The following is a 15,851-nucleotide window of genomic DNA, read 5'->3' on the forward strand; positions in this document are numbered from 1 at the left end:
ACCTTGGATAGTCTGAGCCTTTGTCACTACTTACCCGACTTGACCTTGGTCCAGCTGCGGGTCATCAAACGTTGAATCCTGGGTGGCAACTCAGCGTTGACGTAAAGCTTGTCGACGATGGCTTGCGACGGATAAACCGCCTCGTCTGTACGTACTGCCTGATTCATCAGCTCACCCGCTTCAGGGTTCGGGTTGGCATAACCAACGGCATCACTGACCTGAGCGATCACTTCAGGCTTGAGCAAATAGTTGATGAAGGCATGAGCCTCTTTGACGTTGCCCGCATCCCGAGGAATCGCCAACATGTCGAACCACAGGTTGCCGCCTTCTTTGGGGATCACGTAGGCAATGTCGATACCTTTGCCAGCTTCAGCGGCACGCGCCTTGGACTGGAATACATCGCCGGAGAAACCGGCCGCGACACAGATCTCGCCGTTGGCCAGATCGGAGATGTACTTGGATGAGTTGAAATACGTCACGTAAGGCCGCACCGCCAACAGTTTGGCTTCAGCCTTTTTGTAGTCTTCAGGGTTCTGGCTGTTAGGCGACAGGCCCATGTAATTCAGCATGGCGGGGAGCATTTCATCCGCCGAGTCGAGGAAGGCGACACCGCAGCCAGACAGCTTCTTGATGTTCTCCGGCTCGAACAGCATGGCCCACGAGTCGATCTTGTCGACGCCCAGTGCCGCTTTGACTTTCTCTACGTTGTAACCAATACCGTTGGTGCCCCACAGGTAAGGCACGGCGTACTGGTTACCCGGATCGTTTTTCTCCAGACGCTTGAGCAGCAACGGATCGAGGTTGGCGTAATTCGGCAACTGCGACTTGTCGAGCTTCTGGAATGCCCCGGCCTTGATCTGCTTGCCCAGGAAGTGGTTGGACGGCACGACCACGTCATAACCGGTGTGCCCGGCCAGCAACTTGCCTTCCAGAGTTTCATTGGAATCGAACACGTCGTACACCGGCTTGATGCCAGTGGCTTTATCGAAATCTGCCAGGGTGGTCTGCCCGATGTAGTCCGACCAGTTATAAACATGCACGGTAGGCGCAGCTTGAACACTGACGGCGAGCGTCAGGCCGGCGCCGATCAGCATGGCGTTGCGAAACAAAGAAATAGGCAAGTGGAGGTCCTCTAAAATAGTTGGGCCCAAGTTGCCCAGCGTTACGTGACAGCCATGGCTGCCTGGCAACAAAACCGGCGCGCAACTTACCCTCGATAAACCTTTCCAGCAAAACTTTCTGACATTTAATTATTGCTGTTGCCGTCTTTGCGTTGACGACGGCAACAGCCTGTTGCCTCAAACCGGCTTATTTACCGGATTTGATCTTGGTCCAGCTGCGGGTCAGCTCACGCTGGGTAGCGGCTGGCAAATCGGCGATCGCATAAAGCTTGGCCTGCACGTCGGCTGGCGGGTAGATGCCCGGATCCGAGGTGATTTCTTTGTTCACGTACTGAGTTGCTTCAGCATTACCGTTAGGGAAACGTACGCTGTTGGTGATTTCAGCCATCACTTTCGGCTGCAACAGGTAGTTCATGAACTTGTAGGCACCCTCGACGTTCTCCGCATCTTTAGGGATAGCGACCATGTCGTAGAAGCTGCCGGCACCTTCTTTCGGAATGGCGTAGCTGATTTTCACCTTGTCACCGGCTTCGGCGGCGCGGGATTTGGCCTGTTGGACGTCACCCGAATAACCGACGGCTACGCAAATGTTGCCGTTGGCCAGGTCGGAGATGTACTTGGAGGAGTGGAAATAGGTGATCGAAGGACGGATCTTCAGGAACAGATCTTCAGCTTTCTTCACATCTTCCTTTTTCTGGCTGTCGGTCGGCAGCCCCAGGTAATGCAGGGCAACCGGCAGCATTTCGGTCGGCGAATCGAGGAAGCTCACGCCGCAGCCCTTGAGTTTGGCGATGTTCTCCGGCTTGAGCACGACATCCCAGGAGTCGATCTTGTCGACGCCCAGCGCGGCTTTGACCTTCTCGGGGTTGTAACCGATACCGATCGAACCCCACATGTAAGGGAACGCGTGTTTGTTATCCGGGTCGCTGACGGAAACCGCTTTGAGCAGTGACGGGTTGAGATTCTTGTAGTTGGACAGTTTGGACTTGTCCAACTCCTGGTAAACGCCGGCCTTGATCTGCTTGGCCAGGAAGTTGTTAGACGGTACGACAATGTCATAACCGGACTTGCCTGCCAGCAACTTGGCTTCCAGGGTTTCGTTGCTGTCAAAAACGTCATACACCACCTTGATTCCGGACTCTTTCTCGAAGTTCGCGATGGTGTCCGGTGCGATGTAATCGGACCAGTTGTACACGTGCAGCACCTTGTTATCGGCCTGGGCTGCGCCAGCTATCACACCCATCAGAGACAAGGCGAGGAGGGTCTTGCCGGCTTTATTTAAACCTGATGCCTTCATGCGTAATGCTCCAATTATTCTTTTTGATCACATGTTCAGTGGCCGATTCCCGGGCAACTGGAACAGTGGGTAGTCTGGCAAGATCCAACACGGGCTTTCAAGGAAAGACCCATCCTTTGTTTACACCGAGCGGAGTACCAAACTTGGCACCCCGCTCAGAGCCTAGCACTTAGCCTTGCAATGCACTCAAGGTCAGGTCCAGACACTTGCGTGCCTTGGCAACCAGCTCGTCGATTTCGGCAAGGCTGATCACCAGTGGCGGAGCAATGATCATGGTGTCGCCCACGGCGCGCATGATCAGCCCGTTGTCGAAGCAGAATTGCCGGCAAATCATGCCAACACCCTTCCCGACATACCGCGCACGGGTGGCCTTGTCCTGAACCAACTCAATGGCCCCCAACAGACCGACACCACGAACTTCCCCTACCAGCGGGTGATCGTTCAGTTCCCGTAGACGCTTTTGCAAATAAGGTGCCGTTTCGGCATGAACGCGCTCGATAATTTTCTCGTCGCGCAGGATGCGGATGTTTTCCAGTGCGACCGCCGCCGCTACCGGGTGCCCTGAGTAGGTGAAACCGTGGTTGAAATCGCCACCTTCGTTGAGCACCTCGACCACTTCGTCACGCACGATCAGGCCACCCATAGGGATGTAACCGGAGGTCAGGCCCTTGGCGATGGTCATCATGTCCGGCTTGAGGTCGTAGAAATCGGTACCGAACCACTCACCGGTACGGCCGAAACCACAAATCACTTCATCGGCGACGAACAGAATGTCGTACTTGGCGAGGATTTCCTTGATGCGCGGCCAGTAGCTTTCTGGCGGCACAATCACGCCTCCCGCGCCCTGGATCGGCTCGGCAATGAAAGCACCGACATTGTCGACGCCCAGCTCGAGAATCTTTTTCTCAAGCTGATCGGCCGCCCAGATACCGAACTCTTCGGGGCTCATGTCGCCGCCTTCGCCAAACCAGTACGGCTGCGGGATGTGCACAATCCCGGGGATCGGCAAGTCGCCCTGTTCGTGCATATACGTCATGCCGCCCAGGCTCGCGCCAGCCACGGTCGAACCGTGGTAGCCGTTGATGCGGCTGATGATGACTTTCTTGTTCGGCTGACCTTTGATCGCCCAGTAGTGGCGGACCATACGCAGCATGGTGTCGTTGCCTTCGGAGCCGGAACCGGTGAAAAACACATGATTCATGCCTTCAGGCGCGATGTCGGCGATGGCCTTGGCCAATTCCAGCACCGGCGGGTGAGCGGTCTGGAAGAACAGGTTGTAATAAGGAAGCTCGCGCATCTGTTTGCTGGCGACATCGGCTAGTTCATCGCGGCCGTAACCGATGGCCACGCACCAGAGGCCGGCCATGCCGTCGAGGATCTTGTTGCCTTCGCTGTCCCAGAGGTAAACCCCTTTGGCATTAGTGATGATCCGCGGGCCCTTCTCTTTCAGCTGTTTGAAGTCGCTGAAGGGGGCCAGGTGGTGATCATTGCTCAGGATTTGCCATTCACGGGTTTGCGGGTTCTTGCTGGTCATACGAGTCTCCTAAGTTCAGGTTAGAGTGCGGCCTTTCTCGACCGCACCCGGCGCATCAGACGGCGAAGAGCAGGAATTCCCGCTCCCACGAACTGATCACGCGCTTGAAGTTTTCATGCTCGGCCCGCTTGACCGCGACGTAGCCAGTAATGAATTTCTTGCCCAGGTACTTCTCGATGGTGGTGCTGTGCTCCATGCGCTCGAGCGCATCTTCGATGGTCAATGGCAGACGCAAATTGCGTCGCTCATAACCACGCCCGACCACTGGCGCACTTGGGTTGATGGCCTCGACCATGCCGATAAAACCGCACAGCAGGCTCGCTGCGATTGCCAGGTACGGGTTGGCATCAGCCCCCGGCAGGCGGTTTTCCACCCGGCGGTTCTGCGGACCGGCATCCGGCACGCGCAAGCCGACGGTTCGGTTCTCTTCGCCCCACTCCACGTTAACCGGTGCCGAGGTGTCTGGCAGGAAGCGGCGGAACGAATTGACGTTCGGCGCGAACAGCGGCAACAACTCGGGGATGAACTTCTGCAAGCCGCCGATGTGGTGCAAGAACAGCTCGCTCATCGAACCATCTTCATTAGAGAAGACGTTTTTACCTGTCTCGATGTCGATGATGCTCTGGTGCAAGTGCATGGCACTGCCCGGCTCACCGGTCATCGGCTTGGCCATGAAGGTCGCGGCAACGTCGTGCTTGAGCGCCGCTTCACGCATGGTCCGCTTGAACACCAGAATCTGGTCGGCCAGGGACAGGGCATCGCCGTGACGGAAGTTGATTTCCATCTGCGCCGTGCCGTCTTCGTGGATCAATGTGTCGAGATCCAGTTCCTGCAGTTCGCACCAGTCGTAGACGTCTTCGAACAACGGGTCGAATTCGTTGGCTGCTTCTATAGAGAAGGACTGGCGACCGGTTTCCGGGCGACCGGAGCGGCCAATTGGCGGCTGCAACGGGAAGTCCGGGTCTTCACAGCGCTTGGTCAGGTAGAACTCCATTTCTGGCGCCACGATCGGCTGCCAGCCTCTATCGGAGTAGAGCTTGAGCACCTTCTTGAGCACGTTGCGCGGCGACAACTCGATCGGGTTGCCTTGCTTGTCGTAGGTGTCATGAATCACTTGGGCCGTAGGCTCGATGGCCCATGGCACGAGAAATACCGCGTTCTGATCGGGACGGCAGATCATGTCGATGTCTGCCGGATCGAGGAGTTCGTAATAGATGTCGTCTTCGACATAGTCGCCCGTCACTGTTTGCAACAGCACACTCTCGGGCAGGCGCATGCCTTTCTCGGCGATGAACTTGTTGGTCGGCGAGATCTTGCCGCGAGTAATCCCGGTAAGGTCGCCAATCATGCATTCGACTTCTGTGATCTTATGGTCTTTCAACCAATCGGTGAGCTGGTCGAGGTTGTTACTCATAAATGCCTCTGGGCTGAGTTTCCTGACTTTTATAAGTCAGGCGTTAGTTGACGCATCCGCGTCGCGTTGAATTGCCCGCGTCCGGCAGGCATCACCAAATGCCTGGAAGATGGCAAGGTAATGGGGATTGGAGCTCACTTGCCATTCAGGGTGCCATTGCACACCTAAAGCAAAAGCCTTGCCTCCCCTGACCCCGCCCCTTTCAACAGATAGCGCTTCGATCAAACCATCCGGCGCCCTGGCCTCGACGCGAAGGCCCGGCGCCAGACGATCAACGCCCTGACCATGAATCGAGTTGACGGTAATTTCGCTCGGCAGGCCCAGGCCCGCCAGTACACCGCCCGGTTCAATGTGCATCGGATGGCTGGGCGCGTATTGCATTTCAAGCGGCTCGTTGTCGTCCTCACGATGGTCCATGAATGTGCCAACCTCATGAACCTTCTGATGCAGACTGCCGCCGAACGCCACGTTCATCTCCTGGAAGCCGCGACAAATCCCGAGCACCGGAACACCCGCCGCAACAGCGGCACGAATCAACGGGAGGGTGGTGCGATCGCGTTCAGGATCATGAGCAGTCCCCGGTGCGCTGGCAGGTCCGCTATAGTGAATAGGTTCAACGTTGGAAGGAGAGCCGGTCAGGAGGATGCCGTCCAGACCGTCAAGAATATCGGTCGGATCGAGCAATTCCGCCAGGGATGGAAGTATCAACGGCAAGCCCTTGGCAGCGACTGCGACTGCACGGACGTACTTATCGCCACTAATGTGATAAGCATGCAAACCGATCTGCCTGGAGCAGGCGGTGACGCCGATTAACGGCAGGCGAGACATGAAGCACCCCGGTATTATTGCTGTTATGGGTTTAAATCGAGCTTAGCCTTGTTCATTTTTTTACACAACACCCCCGTAAAAAATACAACACGGCCCGCTCAAGCCTGCGGTCGCCACAGACGCCGAAGACAAAAAAACGCCCTAAATTGCTCCAAAACTGCTCCTCAAGCGCTTTTTGAGGGCAAAAAAGGCCTCGCTTGACTTCGGCATGCCGTTCGGGTTGACTGGAATCTGAAAAGATCAATGATTGATATTTTTAACAACAAAGGTGTTGCATCATGTCGGTACCCCCGCGTGCCGTTCAGCTTAACGAAGCGAACGCGTTCCTTAAGGAACATCCTGAGGTTCTGTACGTTGACCTTCTGATTGCGGATATGAATGGTGTGGTGCGCGGCAAGCGCATTGAACGCACCAGTCTCCACAAGGTTTACGAGAAAGGCATCAACCTGCCGGCCTCTCTATTTGCCCTGGATATCAATGGCTCGACGGTGGAAAGCACCGGTCTGGGTCTGGATATCGGTGATGCTGACCGAATCTGCTATCCAATCCCCGATACCCTGTGCAATGAACCCTGGCAGAAGCGCCCTACCGCGCAACTGTTAATGACCATGCACGAACTTGAAGGTGAACCTTTCTTCGCCGACCCACGCGAAGTCCTGCGTCAAGTCGTGACCAAGTTCGATGAACTGGGTCTGACCATCTGCGCCGCATTCGAACTTGAGTTCTACCTGATCGACCAGGAGAACGTGAATGGCCGGCCACAACCTCCACGCTCGCCGATTTCCGGCAAACGTCCGCACTCGACCCAGGTCTACCTGATCGACGACCTGGACGAATACGTCGACTGCCTCCAGGACATTCTGGAAGGTGCCAAAGAGCAAGGCATCCCTGCCGACGCCATTGTCAAGGAAAGTGCTCCGGCGCAGTTCGAAGTGAACCTGCACCACGTTGCCGACCCGATCAAAGCGTGCGATTACGCGGTACTGCTCAAACGTCTGATCAAGAACATCGCCTACGACCATGAGATGGACACTACCTTCATGGCCAAGCCTTACCCGGGCCAGGCAGGTAATGGTCTGCACGTACACATCTCGATCCTTGATAAAGAAGGCAAGAACATCTTTGCCAGTGAGGATCCCGAGCAGAACGCCGCACTGCGTCACGCGATCGGCGGTGTGCTCGAGACCCTACCGGCGCAAATGGCGTTCCTCTGCCCGAACGTCAACTCGTACCGTCGTTTCGGCGCACAGTTCTACGTGCCGAACTCGCCGTGCTGGGGCCTGGATAACCGTACGGTAGCCTTGCGCGTACCGACAGGCTCGGCCGATGCGGTACGTCTGGAGCACCGCGTTGCCGGCGCCGACGCTAACCCGTATCTGTTGATGGCTTCGGTTCTGGCGGGTGTGCACCACGGTCTGACCAACAAGATCGAACCTGGCGCTCCGGTCGAAGGCAACAGCTACGAGCAAAACGAGCAGAGCCTGCCGAACAACCTGCGCGACGCGTTGCGCGAGCTGGACGACAGCGAAGTCATGGCCCGTTATATCGACCCGAAATACATCGATATCTTCGTCGCCTGTAAAGAGAGCGAGCTGGAGGAGTTCGAACACTCGATCTCCGACCTCGAGTACAACTGGTACCTGCATACCGTGTAAGCGATCGTAGTAAAAAAAACGCCGCCGGCCGAAAAGCCTGCGGCGTTTTTTTTGGGCTGCAATTATTGGCAGGATTGTAGGACACAAGTCGTAGGTCTATTCCTGCAAGAGAACAGGACATAAACCTACATAAAAACTCTCGTATCAAACCCAGAATGCAGGCCGCCGGATTTACCGTCTGGATGAAACCCGGAAGGAATCATCCGCCAGCCTGCCTTTACGTCCCCCCTCGAGAGTATCAATCATGAAAACCCACATTCTTGGCGCGGCCTTTTCTCTTGTCGGGATCAGCTTATGCTCTGCCGCATGGGCTCAGTCCCAGCAGCATCCCCAATGGAGCTACGCCAACCCTTCAGGCCCGGATAATTGGGGCGAGCTGCGACCCGATTACAAACTCTGCAAGCTCGGAAAAGTGCAATCGCCCATTGATATTCGCGATGCTGCCAAAGCAGATCTGGCACCGCTGGTTTTTGATTATCGATCCAGTCCGATAGCGGTTTTGAACAATGGACACACCGTTCAGGTCACGCCATCGAATGCGGGCGGGATCACACTGGCCTCCGGTAACTACTCATTAGTACAGTTCCACTTCCACAGTCCCAGTGAAGAAAAAATACAGGGCCGTGCCTTTCCCATGGTCGCGCACCTGGTTCACCGCAATCAATCAGGCGAACTCGCCGTCGTTGCCATTCTTTTCGAGGAGGGTGCGCATAACCCGGCCCTGGCGCCCATCCTTGCAGCAATGCCAGACGTAGTAGGCGCAACGAAGACCCTGGACAATCAGAGCATTGCAGACTTGCTACCCGAAAAACGTGATTACTATGCCTACATGGGCTCCTTGACCACTCCGCCTTGCAGCGAAAATGTGCGCTGGCATGTCCTGACGACTCCCGTTGCGTTGTCCCGAACCCAGTTGGATGCGTTTCGGGAGCTTTACCCAATGAATGCGCGACCCGTTCAACCCTTGAACGGCCGGACCGTGCAAATGGGTGGCTAGCCCATAGCGAGTACGCTCCAGGGGGCAACGGCGCTATACAGACAACATCGAACCCGACTCGTACAATGCTCGCTGCCTTGTAGGAGAGTTCAATGACGCGCCCCGCCACTATCCGCAAACCCCGCGCACGCAGCCAGGCCCGGATCGATTCGATACTCGACGCCGCCCGTACGCTGCTTGCCGCCGAGGGCGTGGCCAGCCTGTCGATCTACAGCGTGGCGGAACGAGTGCAGATCCCGCCGTCGTCGGTTTATCACTTCTTCGCCAGCGTCCCTGCCCTGCTCGAAGCCCTGACCGCCGATGTCCACGCCGCTTTTCGCGCTTGCCTGCAAGCGCCGATCGAACACGCATCGCTCAGCGGCTGGCGCGACCTGTCGCGACTGGTGGAACAGCGCATGTTGAGCATCTACAGCGAAGACGCTGCCGCCCGCCAACTGATCCTCGCCCAGCACGGCCTGACCGAAGTCACCCAGGCTGACCGTCAGCACGACATCGAGCTGGGCGATCTGATGCACAAACTGTTCGATCACCATTTCGAACTGCCGGTACTGCCCAAAGATGTCGACGTCTTTGCCCTGGCCATGGAACTGGGTGACCGCGTCTACGCCCGTTCAGTGCAACAGCACGGGCAGATCACTGCGCGCATGGCCGAGGAAGGCATGCGGGTGTTCGACGCTTATCTGGGACTGTACCTGCCACCCTATCTGCCCAAACGCGACGCGTAACACAGGAAATATCAATGCATCAGGTTACGCAACGTTATCCTGGCGCCCCGGATATTTTCGCCAATGAAGCCGTCATGTCTTCACTCGGCACCTTGATTCCCTCTGGCGGTTGGCGCTGTGCGCCTGATCCGTAACCCCCCTACCGTCATCAATCAGCATAAAAACCCCGAAGGGCTCAAGCCGTTCGGGGTGGTCTGTAGCGCACGGCTTACAACTTGGCGATCGATACCTCTGTAGATTTCACGAAGGCAATCACTTCACTGCCAACCACCAGCTCCAACTCTTTGACCGAGCGCGTGGTAATCACCGAGGTGACCACGCCGGAGGCGGTCTGCACGTCGATTTCCGACAGCACATCACCCTCTACGATTTCCTTGATGGTGCCTTTGAACTGGTTACGGACGTTGATGGCTTTAATAGTCATGAGCGGTATTCCTGTTTGGGTAAGAGGTTTTTGAAACCGGGTTACTGGGCCCAACGCAATTGCGTGGGCAACGGTGAAACGGGTTCCGGTTCAGGTGGCGAACCGGGGAGCGACAACACGCGGTTGAGGACTTCGGTTTCCAGCGCCGCCAACCGATGGGAGCCGCGAACCCGAGGGCGCGTAAGTTCCACTTGCAGGTCGAGGCCGATTTCGCCCTCCTCGATCAGAATCACCCGATCGGCAATCGCCACGGCTTCACTGACGTCGTGGGTCACCAGCAGCACCGTGAATCCGTATTTCTGCCACAGGCGTTCGATCAGTTGCTGCATCTCGATACGGGTCAGGGCATCCAATGCGCCCAGCGGCTCGTCGAGCAACAGCAGCCGAGGTTGATGAATCAATGCGCGGGCCAGCGCAACACGCTGCTTCTGCCCGCCAGACAATGCCGCCGGCCACTCGTTGGCGCGATCCGCCAGGCCGACCGCTTCCAGCGCTTGCAGTGCGTTTGGCCGCCAGTTGCCCTTGAGCCCGAGGCCAACGTTGTCGATGACTTTTTTCCAGGGCAGCAAACGCGCTTCCTGGAACATCAAACGGGTATCCTCGATCGCATCGCTCAACGGTGCCGAGCCTGCGAGCAATTCACCGCCTGTAGGAGTGTCGAGACCGGCGAGCAAGCGCAGCAAGGTACTTTTCCCGCAACCGCTGCGACCAACCACTGCGACGAACTGACCGGCCGGGATATGCAGATCGATCTCACGCAGCACTTGCCGCTGACCGAAGGTTTTTTGCAGCTTGCGCACCGCCAACGGAATTCCGCGCAGCAAACGAGGTGGTTGTTGAGCCGTCATGCAGCACCGCCCTTGACCACTTGATAGGCCGGATGCCAGCGCAACCAGACACGCTCCAGCCCGCGGGCGGCGAGGTCGGCCAATTTGCCGAGCACCGCGTACAACAGGATCGCCAACACCACCACGTCAGTCTGCAAAAACTCCCGGGCATTCATCGCCAGATAGCCGACTCCGGAGCTGGCGGAGATAGTCTCGGCGACGATCAACGTCAGCCACATAAAACCCAGCGCGAAGCGCACACCCACCAGAATCGAAGGCAGCGCTCCCGGCACAATCACCTGACGGAACAGGCCAAAACCGGACAAGCCATAACTGCGGGCCATTTCCACCAGCGCCGGATCGACGTTGCGAATGCCGTGATAGGTGTTGAGATAGATCGGGAACAAGGTGCCCAACGCCACCAGAAAAATCTTCGCCGACTCATCGATGCCGAACCACAGAATCACCAGCGGAATCAGCGCCAGATGCGGCACATTGCGAATCATCTGCACCGAACTGTCGAGCAGGCGCTCGCCCCATTTCGACAGACCGGTGATAAAGCCCAGGGTCAGACCGATGCCGCCACCGATCAGGAAACCGACCGCCGCGCGCCAGCCGCTGATGGCCAGGTGGGTCCAGATTTCGCCGCTACGGACCAGGCCCACACCGGCCTCGATCACCGCGCTCGGTGCCGGCAGAATTCGTGTCGACAACCAACCCGCCGATACCGACAACTGCCATACCGCCAGCAACAACACCGGCAAGGCCCACGGCGCGAGGCTGTGAATAATATTGTTGTTCTTCATGGCCACGCCTCAGCTCTGGGACGCAGCTTTAGGGAAGATTGAGCGCAAAATAGTGAGGCTCATGGAGTTGTCTCCCAAGGAATTCGAGTTACGGTGCTTTGGCAACGGTCGCCGGTGGCGTCCAGATCACGTCTTTGATGCTCAGCGGTTTCGGGATCAGCTTGAGCTGGTAAAAGCTGTCGGCAATTTTTTGCTGAGCCGCGACCACCTCGGGGGTGAGGAACAACGCGCCGTAGCCCTGGCGTTTCACCGAGGTCAGGGTGATGTCCGCAGGCAGACCGAGCAGTGGCGAAACCTGTTGGGTCACGTCTTCAGGATTGGCCTTGGACCACTCACCGACTGCGCGTACCTCTTCCACCAGCGCCTTGATCACTTGCGGTTGTTTTTCGGCGTAGGGCCTGGTTGCCAGATAGAACTGATGGTTATCGACGATGCCGCTGCCGTCACGCAGGGTGCGTGCTTGCAGTTGCTGTTCGGCGGCGGCCTGGTACGGGTCCCAGATCACCCAGGCATCGACACTGCCACGCTCGAACGCGGCGCGGGCATCGGCCGGCGGCAGGAATACAGTCTGAATGTCGGTGTACTTCAGACCGGCGTCTTCGAGGGCGCGGACCAATAGGTAATGAACGTTGGAGCCTTTGTTGAGGACGACCTTTTTGCCTTTGAGGTCTTTCACCGATTTGATCGGCGAGTCTTTCGGGACGAGGATCGCTTCGCTGGTCGGCGCTGGCGGCTCATAAGCCACGTAAAGCAGATCGGCACCGGCCGCCTGAGCGAACACCGGAGGCGTTTCGCCGGTCACGCCGAAATCGATGGAGCCGACGTTCAGCCCTTCGAGCAGTTGCGGGCCACCAGGGAATTCAGTCCATTGCACGTCGACACCTTGAGCGGTGAGGCGTTTCTCCAGCGTGCCTTTGGCCTTGAGCAGCACCAGGGTGCCGTATTTCTGATAGCCGATACGCAAGGTCTCGGCTGCTTGAGCTTGAGTGATAACGCCGAAGGACACAGCCGCAGCAAACAGAGCGACCAGACCACGACGCAAAATGACAGTGCGCATAGCGCTCTCCTTTTTGCTGTTGGTTTTTGGCTGCACCTGCTTGGCCGTTAGCGGCTGAGTAAGGTGGGTACTTCAAATTCCGGTGAGGCTTAAATGCTCCAGCGAGCACTCAACAAACGGTCGTTCAACAGACTCGGGTCCAGCGGTTTCGGCCGCCGTGCCATGGCGCTATAAAACTGCTCCAGCGCTTCGCTCAGGCGTTCTTCCAGTACCGGCACCAATTGCGCCTGAGCGCTGCCTTCGCCATAAGCGATCTGGCTGTCTTCGGCGAAAATCCCGTGAAGCATTTCCTCAGCCTTCAGTGCCGACAGCACCGGTTTAAGCGCGTAATCCACTGCCAGCATGTGAGCGATGCTGCCGCCAGTGGCCATGGGCAACACGACCTTGTGGCTCAGTGCGCGCTCCGGCAACAGATCGAGCACAGTCTTCAGTGCGCCGGAGAACGACGCTTTGTAAACCGGCGTGGCGATCAGCAGACCATCGGCGTTTTCAATCTGTTGCAGCAGGTCGCTCACCTTCGGGCTATCGAAGCGTGCGTGGAGCAAGTCTTCGGCCGGGAAGTCCCGTACCTGATAACTCACCACCTCCACGCCTTGCTGCTGTAACCAGCGTTTGGAGTGGTCCAGCAACACTCCGGAACGGGAGCGCTGGCTGGGACTTCCACCGAGTGAGACGACCAGCATGCAGATAATTCCTCAGGGGTTTGTTGGCGATTCGCTCTCTGCGATTTCGCTAAGATGAACAGACCATAACAGGTGATTTATATATCTATAAATCTTATTTATTCATTTGTTTATTCCATAAACGCATATGCGAAAAACATCCCTCCAGACAAAAACAGGCGGTCGAAACGGCCTGAAACCCTTGCTTGTGAACCTTGAGATTTGCCGCGACTGTCAGTCCGCCATCGCGAGCAAGCCCGCTCCCACATTAAATCTGTGGTGAATATGGAAAGTGCGTCTGACCCCGATCAAGTGTGGGAGCGGGCTTGCTCGCGATGCGATTTCAGCCGCGCAGAAAGTGGTGAGCCTTATCGATTAGGCTGCGGCGTCAGTCGCAGATACGGTTTCACCGCGCGGTAGCCTTTCGGGAAGCGTTTTTTGATCTCGTCCTCATCCTTGAGCGATGGCACGATCACCACTTCATCACCGTCCTGCCAATTGGCCGGCGTGGCCACTTTGTAGTTGTCGGTGAGCTGCAGCGAATCGATCACCCGCAAAATCTCATTGAAATTACGCCCGGTGCTGGCCGGATAGGTAATGCTCAGGCGCACCTTTTTGTTCGGGTCGATGACGAACAGCGAACGCACGGTCAGGGTGTCGTTGGCATTGGGATGGATCAGGTCGTAGAGGTCGCAGACCTTGCGATCAGCGTCGGCGAGGATTGGGAAGTTCACGAGGGTGTTCTGGGTTTCGTTGATGTCTTCGATCCACTTGTGGTGCGAGTCCACCGGGTCGACTGACAGGGCAATCGCCTTGACGCCGCGCTTGGCGAATTCGTCGTTGAGCCTGGCGGTGTAACCGAGCTCCGTGGTGCACACCGGGGTGAAGTCCGCTGGATGGGAAAACAGCACGCCCCAGCTGTCACCCAGCCACTGGTGAAAACGAATCGTGCCGGCGCTGGAGTCCTGTTCAAAATCGGGGGCGATGTCGCCAAGTCTGAGGCTCATGATGCTGCTCCATTGCGTGCGTGATGAGCCTACTTTGCTTGCCTGCGATGAAAATTAAAAAGAATAAAAATAATTAAACTTATACCCGTTAGGAATATTAAAAAAAATACAAAAAAAAGGTCTCGCCATTAGGCGAGACCTTTTTCTGAAGCCGATTACATGAAGCTGTAGGTGTAGTTGAAGATCAGACGGGTCTGGTCCTGGGCGTCCATACCCGAGGCGTTGCCACGGTAAGTGCCATGTCGCAAGGTCGTGCCGAAGCCTTTGAGGGCGCCCTGCTGGATGGTGTAATCCACACGCATGTCGGTTTCCCACTCGGACTGGTCACTGCCAACGCCGTTCTTGGCTTTGATGTTGTCGCCATGCAAGTAGGCAATCGAGGTTTTCAAGCCTGGAACACCCAGCTTGGCGAAGTCATAGGAGTACTGACCGAAGGTAGTGTTTTCACCGGCACGGGCAAACTGGCCGACCATGGAGTCAGTGAACAGGTAGAAGCTCGCGCCACCGGCACCTTCATTAACACCGTTGCCATTGACCACGTTACCCTGGTTCAACCAGACGAAGCCGCCGCTATCGTTGACGCGCTGATGACCCAACAGGAAGGCGTTACCGCCCAGGGTGTAGGTGAACATGGCGCTCCAGGTCTTGTTATCGACCTCGCCCGGGGTCTTGGCGAAACCACCGTTGTTGTTGAACTGAAAGCCCGAATCGCCGTTCTTGCCGTCGGACCTGCTGTCGAAATAGCGAACATCCGTCTTGAAGGACTGGTCGGTACCGATCGGCAGGACGTGCACCAGGCCCAGGAAGTTCTGCTTGTAGTAGTCTTTCAGGTTCGAGTAGTAGTACTGCAAGGTAAGGTCTTGGGTGACTTTCCAGTCAGCGCCGCCATAGAGGAACTTGTTGCTGGCCTCGGTACCGCCCGCGACCGCCAGTCCAGTGGCGTTACTCGAGGCACGACCCGTTGCGTGTTCGAGCTGACCTGCGTTAAAGGTCACACCGTCGATTTCCTTGGAGGTGATGGTGCCACCTTCAAAGGTCTGGGGCAGCAGACGACTGTCGTTTGCTACCAGGATCGGCAGGTTCGGTGCCAGAGCACCACCCACGTGTGCCTCGGTCTTGGAGTAACGCGCTTTGACGTTCCCGGCCAGACGGCTCCATTCGTGCACTGCTGAGCCATCGCTATCGCTTGGCACGAACGTATTGCTGTCCGGGTGATGACCTCTACCGCCATCCAGATGGATGCCAACCAGCGCTTGGGCATCAAAGCCAAAGCCAACAGTACCTTGGGTGAATCCGGACAGATAATCGAATTTGAAACCCTGAGCCGCCTCGCGTTGGTCAGCTTTACCGGCGCGATTGTCATTGTCGAAATACATGGTCCGGGAACTGACGCTCGCCTTGCTGTCTTCGATGAAACCCGCGGCGCCTGCCTGCTGCGCCAAAACCCCTACGGCCACAGCCAGGGCTAAGGTGGACTTATTCATGTTTCGCTCCTCT

The 15,851-nt window shown here is 56.9% G+C and carries 15 protein-coding genes; 3 read left to right on the forward strand and 12 right to left on the reverse strand.

Going from position 1 to position 15,851, the window contains the following annotated elements; genetic code table 11:
• Positions 1–26: 26 nt before the first annotated feature.
• The 5 genes from AC07VR_RS02475 to AC07VR_RS02495 form a co-directional block, all read right to left on the reverse strand.
• A complete protein-coding gene (locus AC07VR_RS02475) occupies positions 27–1,121 on the reverse strand; it encodes a polyamine ABC transporter substrate-binding protein (RefSeq protein WP_495010386.1) in 1,095 nt (364 codons plus the stop codon).
• 187 nt (positions 1,122–1,308) lie between these two features.
• Positions 1,309–2,418: a polyamine ABC transporter substrate-binding protein gene (locus AC07VR_RS02480; RefSeq protein WP_494990783.1), complete on the reverse strand. Its 1,110-nt coding sequence runs from the start codon at positions 2,416–2,418 to the stop codon at positions 1,309–1,311.
• Positions 2,419–2,587: 169 nt separating this feature from the next.
• The gene (locus AC07VR_RS02485) at positions 2,588–3,952 is read right to left on the reverse strand and encodes an aspartate aminotransferase family protein (protein WP_494990784.1); all 1,365 of its coding nucleotides are present in this window, start codon (positions 3,950–3,952) and stop codon (positions 2,588–2,590) included.
• Positions 3,953–4,007: 55 nt separating this feature from the next.
• The gene (locus AC07VR_RS02490) at positions 4,008–5,366 is read right to left on the reverse strand and encodes a glutamine synthetase family protein (RefSeq protein ID WP_494990785.1); all 1,359 of its coding nucleotides are present in this window, start codon (positions 5,364–5,366) and stop codon (positions 4,008–4,010) included.
• A 36-nt stretch (positions 5,367–5,402) separates the two neighbouring features.
• On the reverse strand, positions 5,403–6,194 hold the full coding sequence (locus AC07VR_RS02495; RefSeq protein WP_494990786.1) for a gamma-glutamyl-gamma-aminobutyrate hydrolase family protein: 792 nt from the start codon (positions 6,192–6,194) through the stop codon (positions 5,403–5,405).
• 278 nt (positions 6,195–6,472) lie between these two features.
• On the opposite strand from AC07VR_RS02495, the gene AC07VR_RS02500 reads away from it, so the two are divergent.
• The 3 genes from AC07VR_RS02500 to AC07VR_RS02510 all read left to right on the forward strand — a co-directional run bounded on the left by AC07VR_RS02500 (position 6,473) and on the right by AC07VR_RS02510 (position 9,571).
• Positions 6,473–7,849 (forward strand): glutamine synthetase family protein, encoded by a 1,377-nt coding sequence (locus AC07VR_RS02500; protein ID WP_495010387.1) that lies wholly within the window; start codon positions 6,473–6,475, stop codon positions 7,847–7,849.
• Positions 7,850–8,093: 244 nt separating this feature from the next.
• Entirely contained in the window at positions 8,094–8,846 is a 753-nt protein-coding gene (locus tag AC07VR_RS02505; protein WP_494990788.1) for a carbonic anhydrase, read from the forward strand.
• Positions 8,847–8,938: 92 nt separating this feature from the next.
• Complete coding sequence (locus AC07VR_RS02510) at positions 8,939–9,571, forward strand: TetR/AcrR family transcriptional regulator (protein WP_495010388.1); 633 nt, start codon at positions 8,939–8,941, stop codon at positions 9,569–9,571.
• 208 nt (positions 9,572–9,779) lie between these two features.
• Here AC07VR_RS02510 and AC07VR_RS02515 read toward each other — a convergent pair whose 3' ends face one another.
• From AC07VR_RS02515 to AC07VR_RS02545, 7 genes are all read right to left on the reverse strand, one after another.
• Entirely contained in the window at positions 9,780–9,995 is a 216-nt protein-coding gene (locus tag AC07VR_RS02515; RefSeq protein ID WP_419113863.1) for a TOBE domain-containing protein, read from the reverse strand.
• A gap of 41 nt (positions 9,996–10,036) precedes the next feature.
• Positions 10,037–10,843 carry an aliphatic sulfonates ABC transporter ATP-binding protein gene (ssuB, locus tag AC07VR_RS02520; RefSeq protein WP_495010389.1) on the reverse strand — a complete coding sequence of 269 codons (807 nt, stop codon included), beginning with the start codon at positions 10,841–10,843 and terminating at the stop codon, positions 10,037–10,039.
• Positions 10,840–11,628, reverse strand: coding sequence for an aliphatic sulfonate ABC transporter permease SsuC (gene ssuC, locus AC07VR_RS02525; RefSeq protein WP_495010390.1), 789 nt, complete (start codon positions 11,626–11,628; stop codon positions 10,840–10,842). Before ssuC ends, ssuB begins: the two co-directional genes overlap by 4 nt.
• Before the next feature lie 88 nt (positions 11,629–11,716).
• Positions 11,717–12,685 (reverse strand): sulfonate ABC transporter substrate-binding protein, encoded by a 969-nt coding sequence (locus AC07VR_RS02530; RefSeq protein WP_495010391.1) that lies wholly within the window; start codon positions 12,683–12,685, stop codon positions 11,717–11,719.
• Positions 12,686–12,774: 89 nt separating this feature from the next.
• Positions 12,775–13,368: an NADPH-dependent FMN reductase gene (gene ssuE / locus AC07VR_RS02535; protein ID WP_495010392.1), complete on the reverse strand. Its 594-nt coding sequence runs from the start codon at positions 13,366–13,368 to the stop codon at positions 12,775–12,777.
• A 347-nt stretch (positions 13,369–13,715) separates the two neighbouring features.
• The gene (locus tag AC07VR_RS02540) at positions 13,716–14,354 is read right to left on the reverse strand and encodes a peroxiredoxin (protein ID WP_495010393.1); all 639 of its coding nucleotides are present in this window, start codon (positions 14,352–14,354) and stop codon (positions 13,716–13,718) included.
• A 155-nt stretch (positions 14,355–14,509) separates the two neighbouring features.
• Complete coding sequence (locus AC07VR_RS02545; RefSeq protein WP_495010394.1) at positions 14,510–15,838, reverse strand: OprD family porin; 1,329 nt, start codon at positions 15,836–15,838, stop codon at positions 14,510–14,512.
• Positions 15,839–15,851: the final 13 nt, after the last annotated feature.

The sequence above is a fragment of the Pseudomonas sp. GW821-FHT02H09 genome (assembly GCF_059421425.1).

Coding starts and splice junctions, on each gene's coding strand:
- AC07VR_RS02480 (WP_494990783.1), bottom strand. CDS start 2,418: ATGAAGGCATCAGGTTTAAATAAAGCCGGCAAGACCCTCCTCGCCTTG.
- AC07VR_RS02485 (WP_494990784.1), bottom strand. CDS start 3,952: ATGACCAGCAAGAACCCGCAAACCCGTGAATGGCAAATCCTGAGCAAT.
- AC07VR_RS02490 (WP_494990785.1), bottom strand. CDS start 5,366: ATGAGTAACAACCTCGACCAGCTCACCGATTGGTTGAAAGACCATAAG.
- AC07VR_RS02495 (WP_494990786.1), bottom strand. CDS start 6,194: ATGTCTCGCCTGCCGTTAATCGGCGTCACCGCCTGCTCCAGGCAGATC.
- AC07VR_RS02500 (WP_495010387.1), top strand. CDS start 6,473: ATGTCGGTACCCCCGCGTGCCGTTCAGCTTAACGAAGCGAACGCGTTC.
- AC07VR_RS02505 (WP_494990788.1), top strand. CDS start 8,094: ATGAAAACCCACATTCTTGGCGCGGCCTTTTCTCTTGTCGGGATCAGC.
- AC07VR_RS02510 (WP_495010388.1), top strand. CDS start 8,939: ATGACGCGCCCCGCCACTATCCGCAAACCCCGCGCACGCAGCCAGGCC.
- AC07VR_RS02515 (WP_419113863.1), bottom strand. CDS start 9,995: ATGACTATTAAAGCCATCAACGTCCGTAACCAGTTCAAAGGCACCATC.
- ssuB (WP_495010389.1), bottom strand. CDS start 10,843: ATGACGGCTCAACAACCACCTCGTTTGCTGCGCGGAATTCCGTTGGCG.
- ssuC (WP_495010390.1), bottom strand. CDS start 11,628: ATGAAGAACAACAATATTATTCACAGCCTCGCGCCGTGGGCCTTGCCG.
- AC07VR_RS02530 (WP_495010391.1), bottom strand. CDS start 12,685: ATGCGCACTGTCATTTTGCGTCGTGGTCTGGTCGCTCTGTTTGCTGCG.
- ssuE (WP_495010392.1), bottom strand. CDS start 13,368: ATGCTGGTCGTCTCACTCGGTGGAAGTCCCAGCCAGCGCTCCCGTTCC.
- AC07VR_RS02540 (WP_495010393.1), bottom strand. CDS start 14,354: ATGAGCCTCAGACTTGGCGACATCGCCCCCGATTTTGAACAGGACTCC.
- AC07VR_RS02545 (WP_495010394.1), bottom strand. CDS start 15,838: ATGAATAAGTCCACCTTAGCCCTGGCTGTGGCCGTAGGGGTTTTGGCG.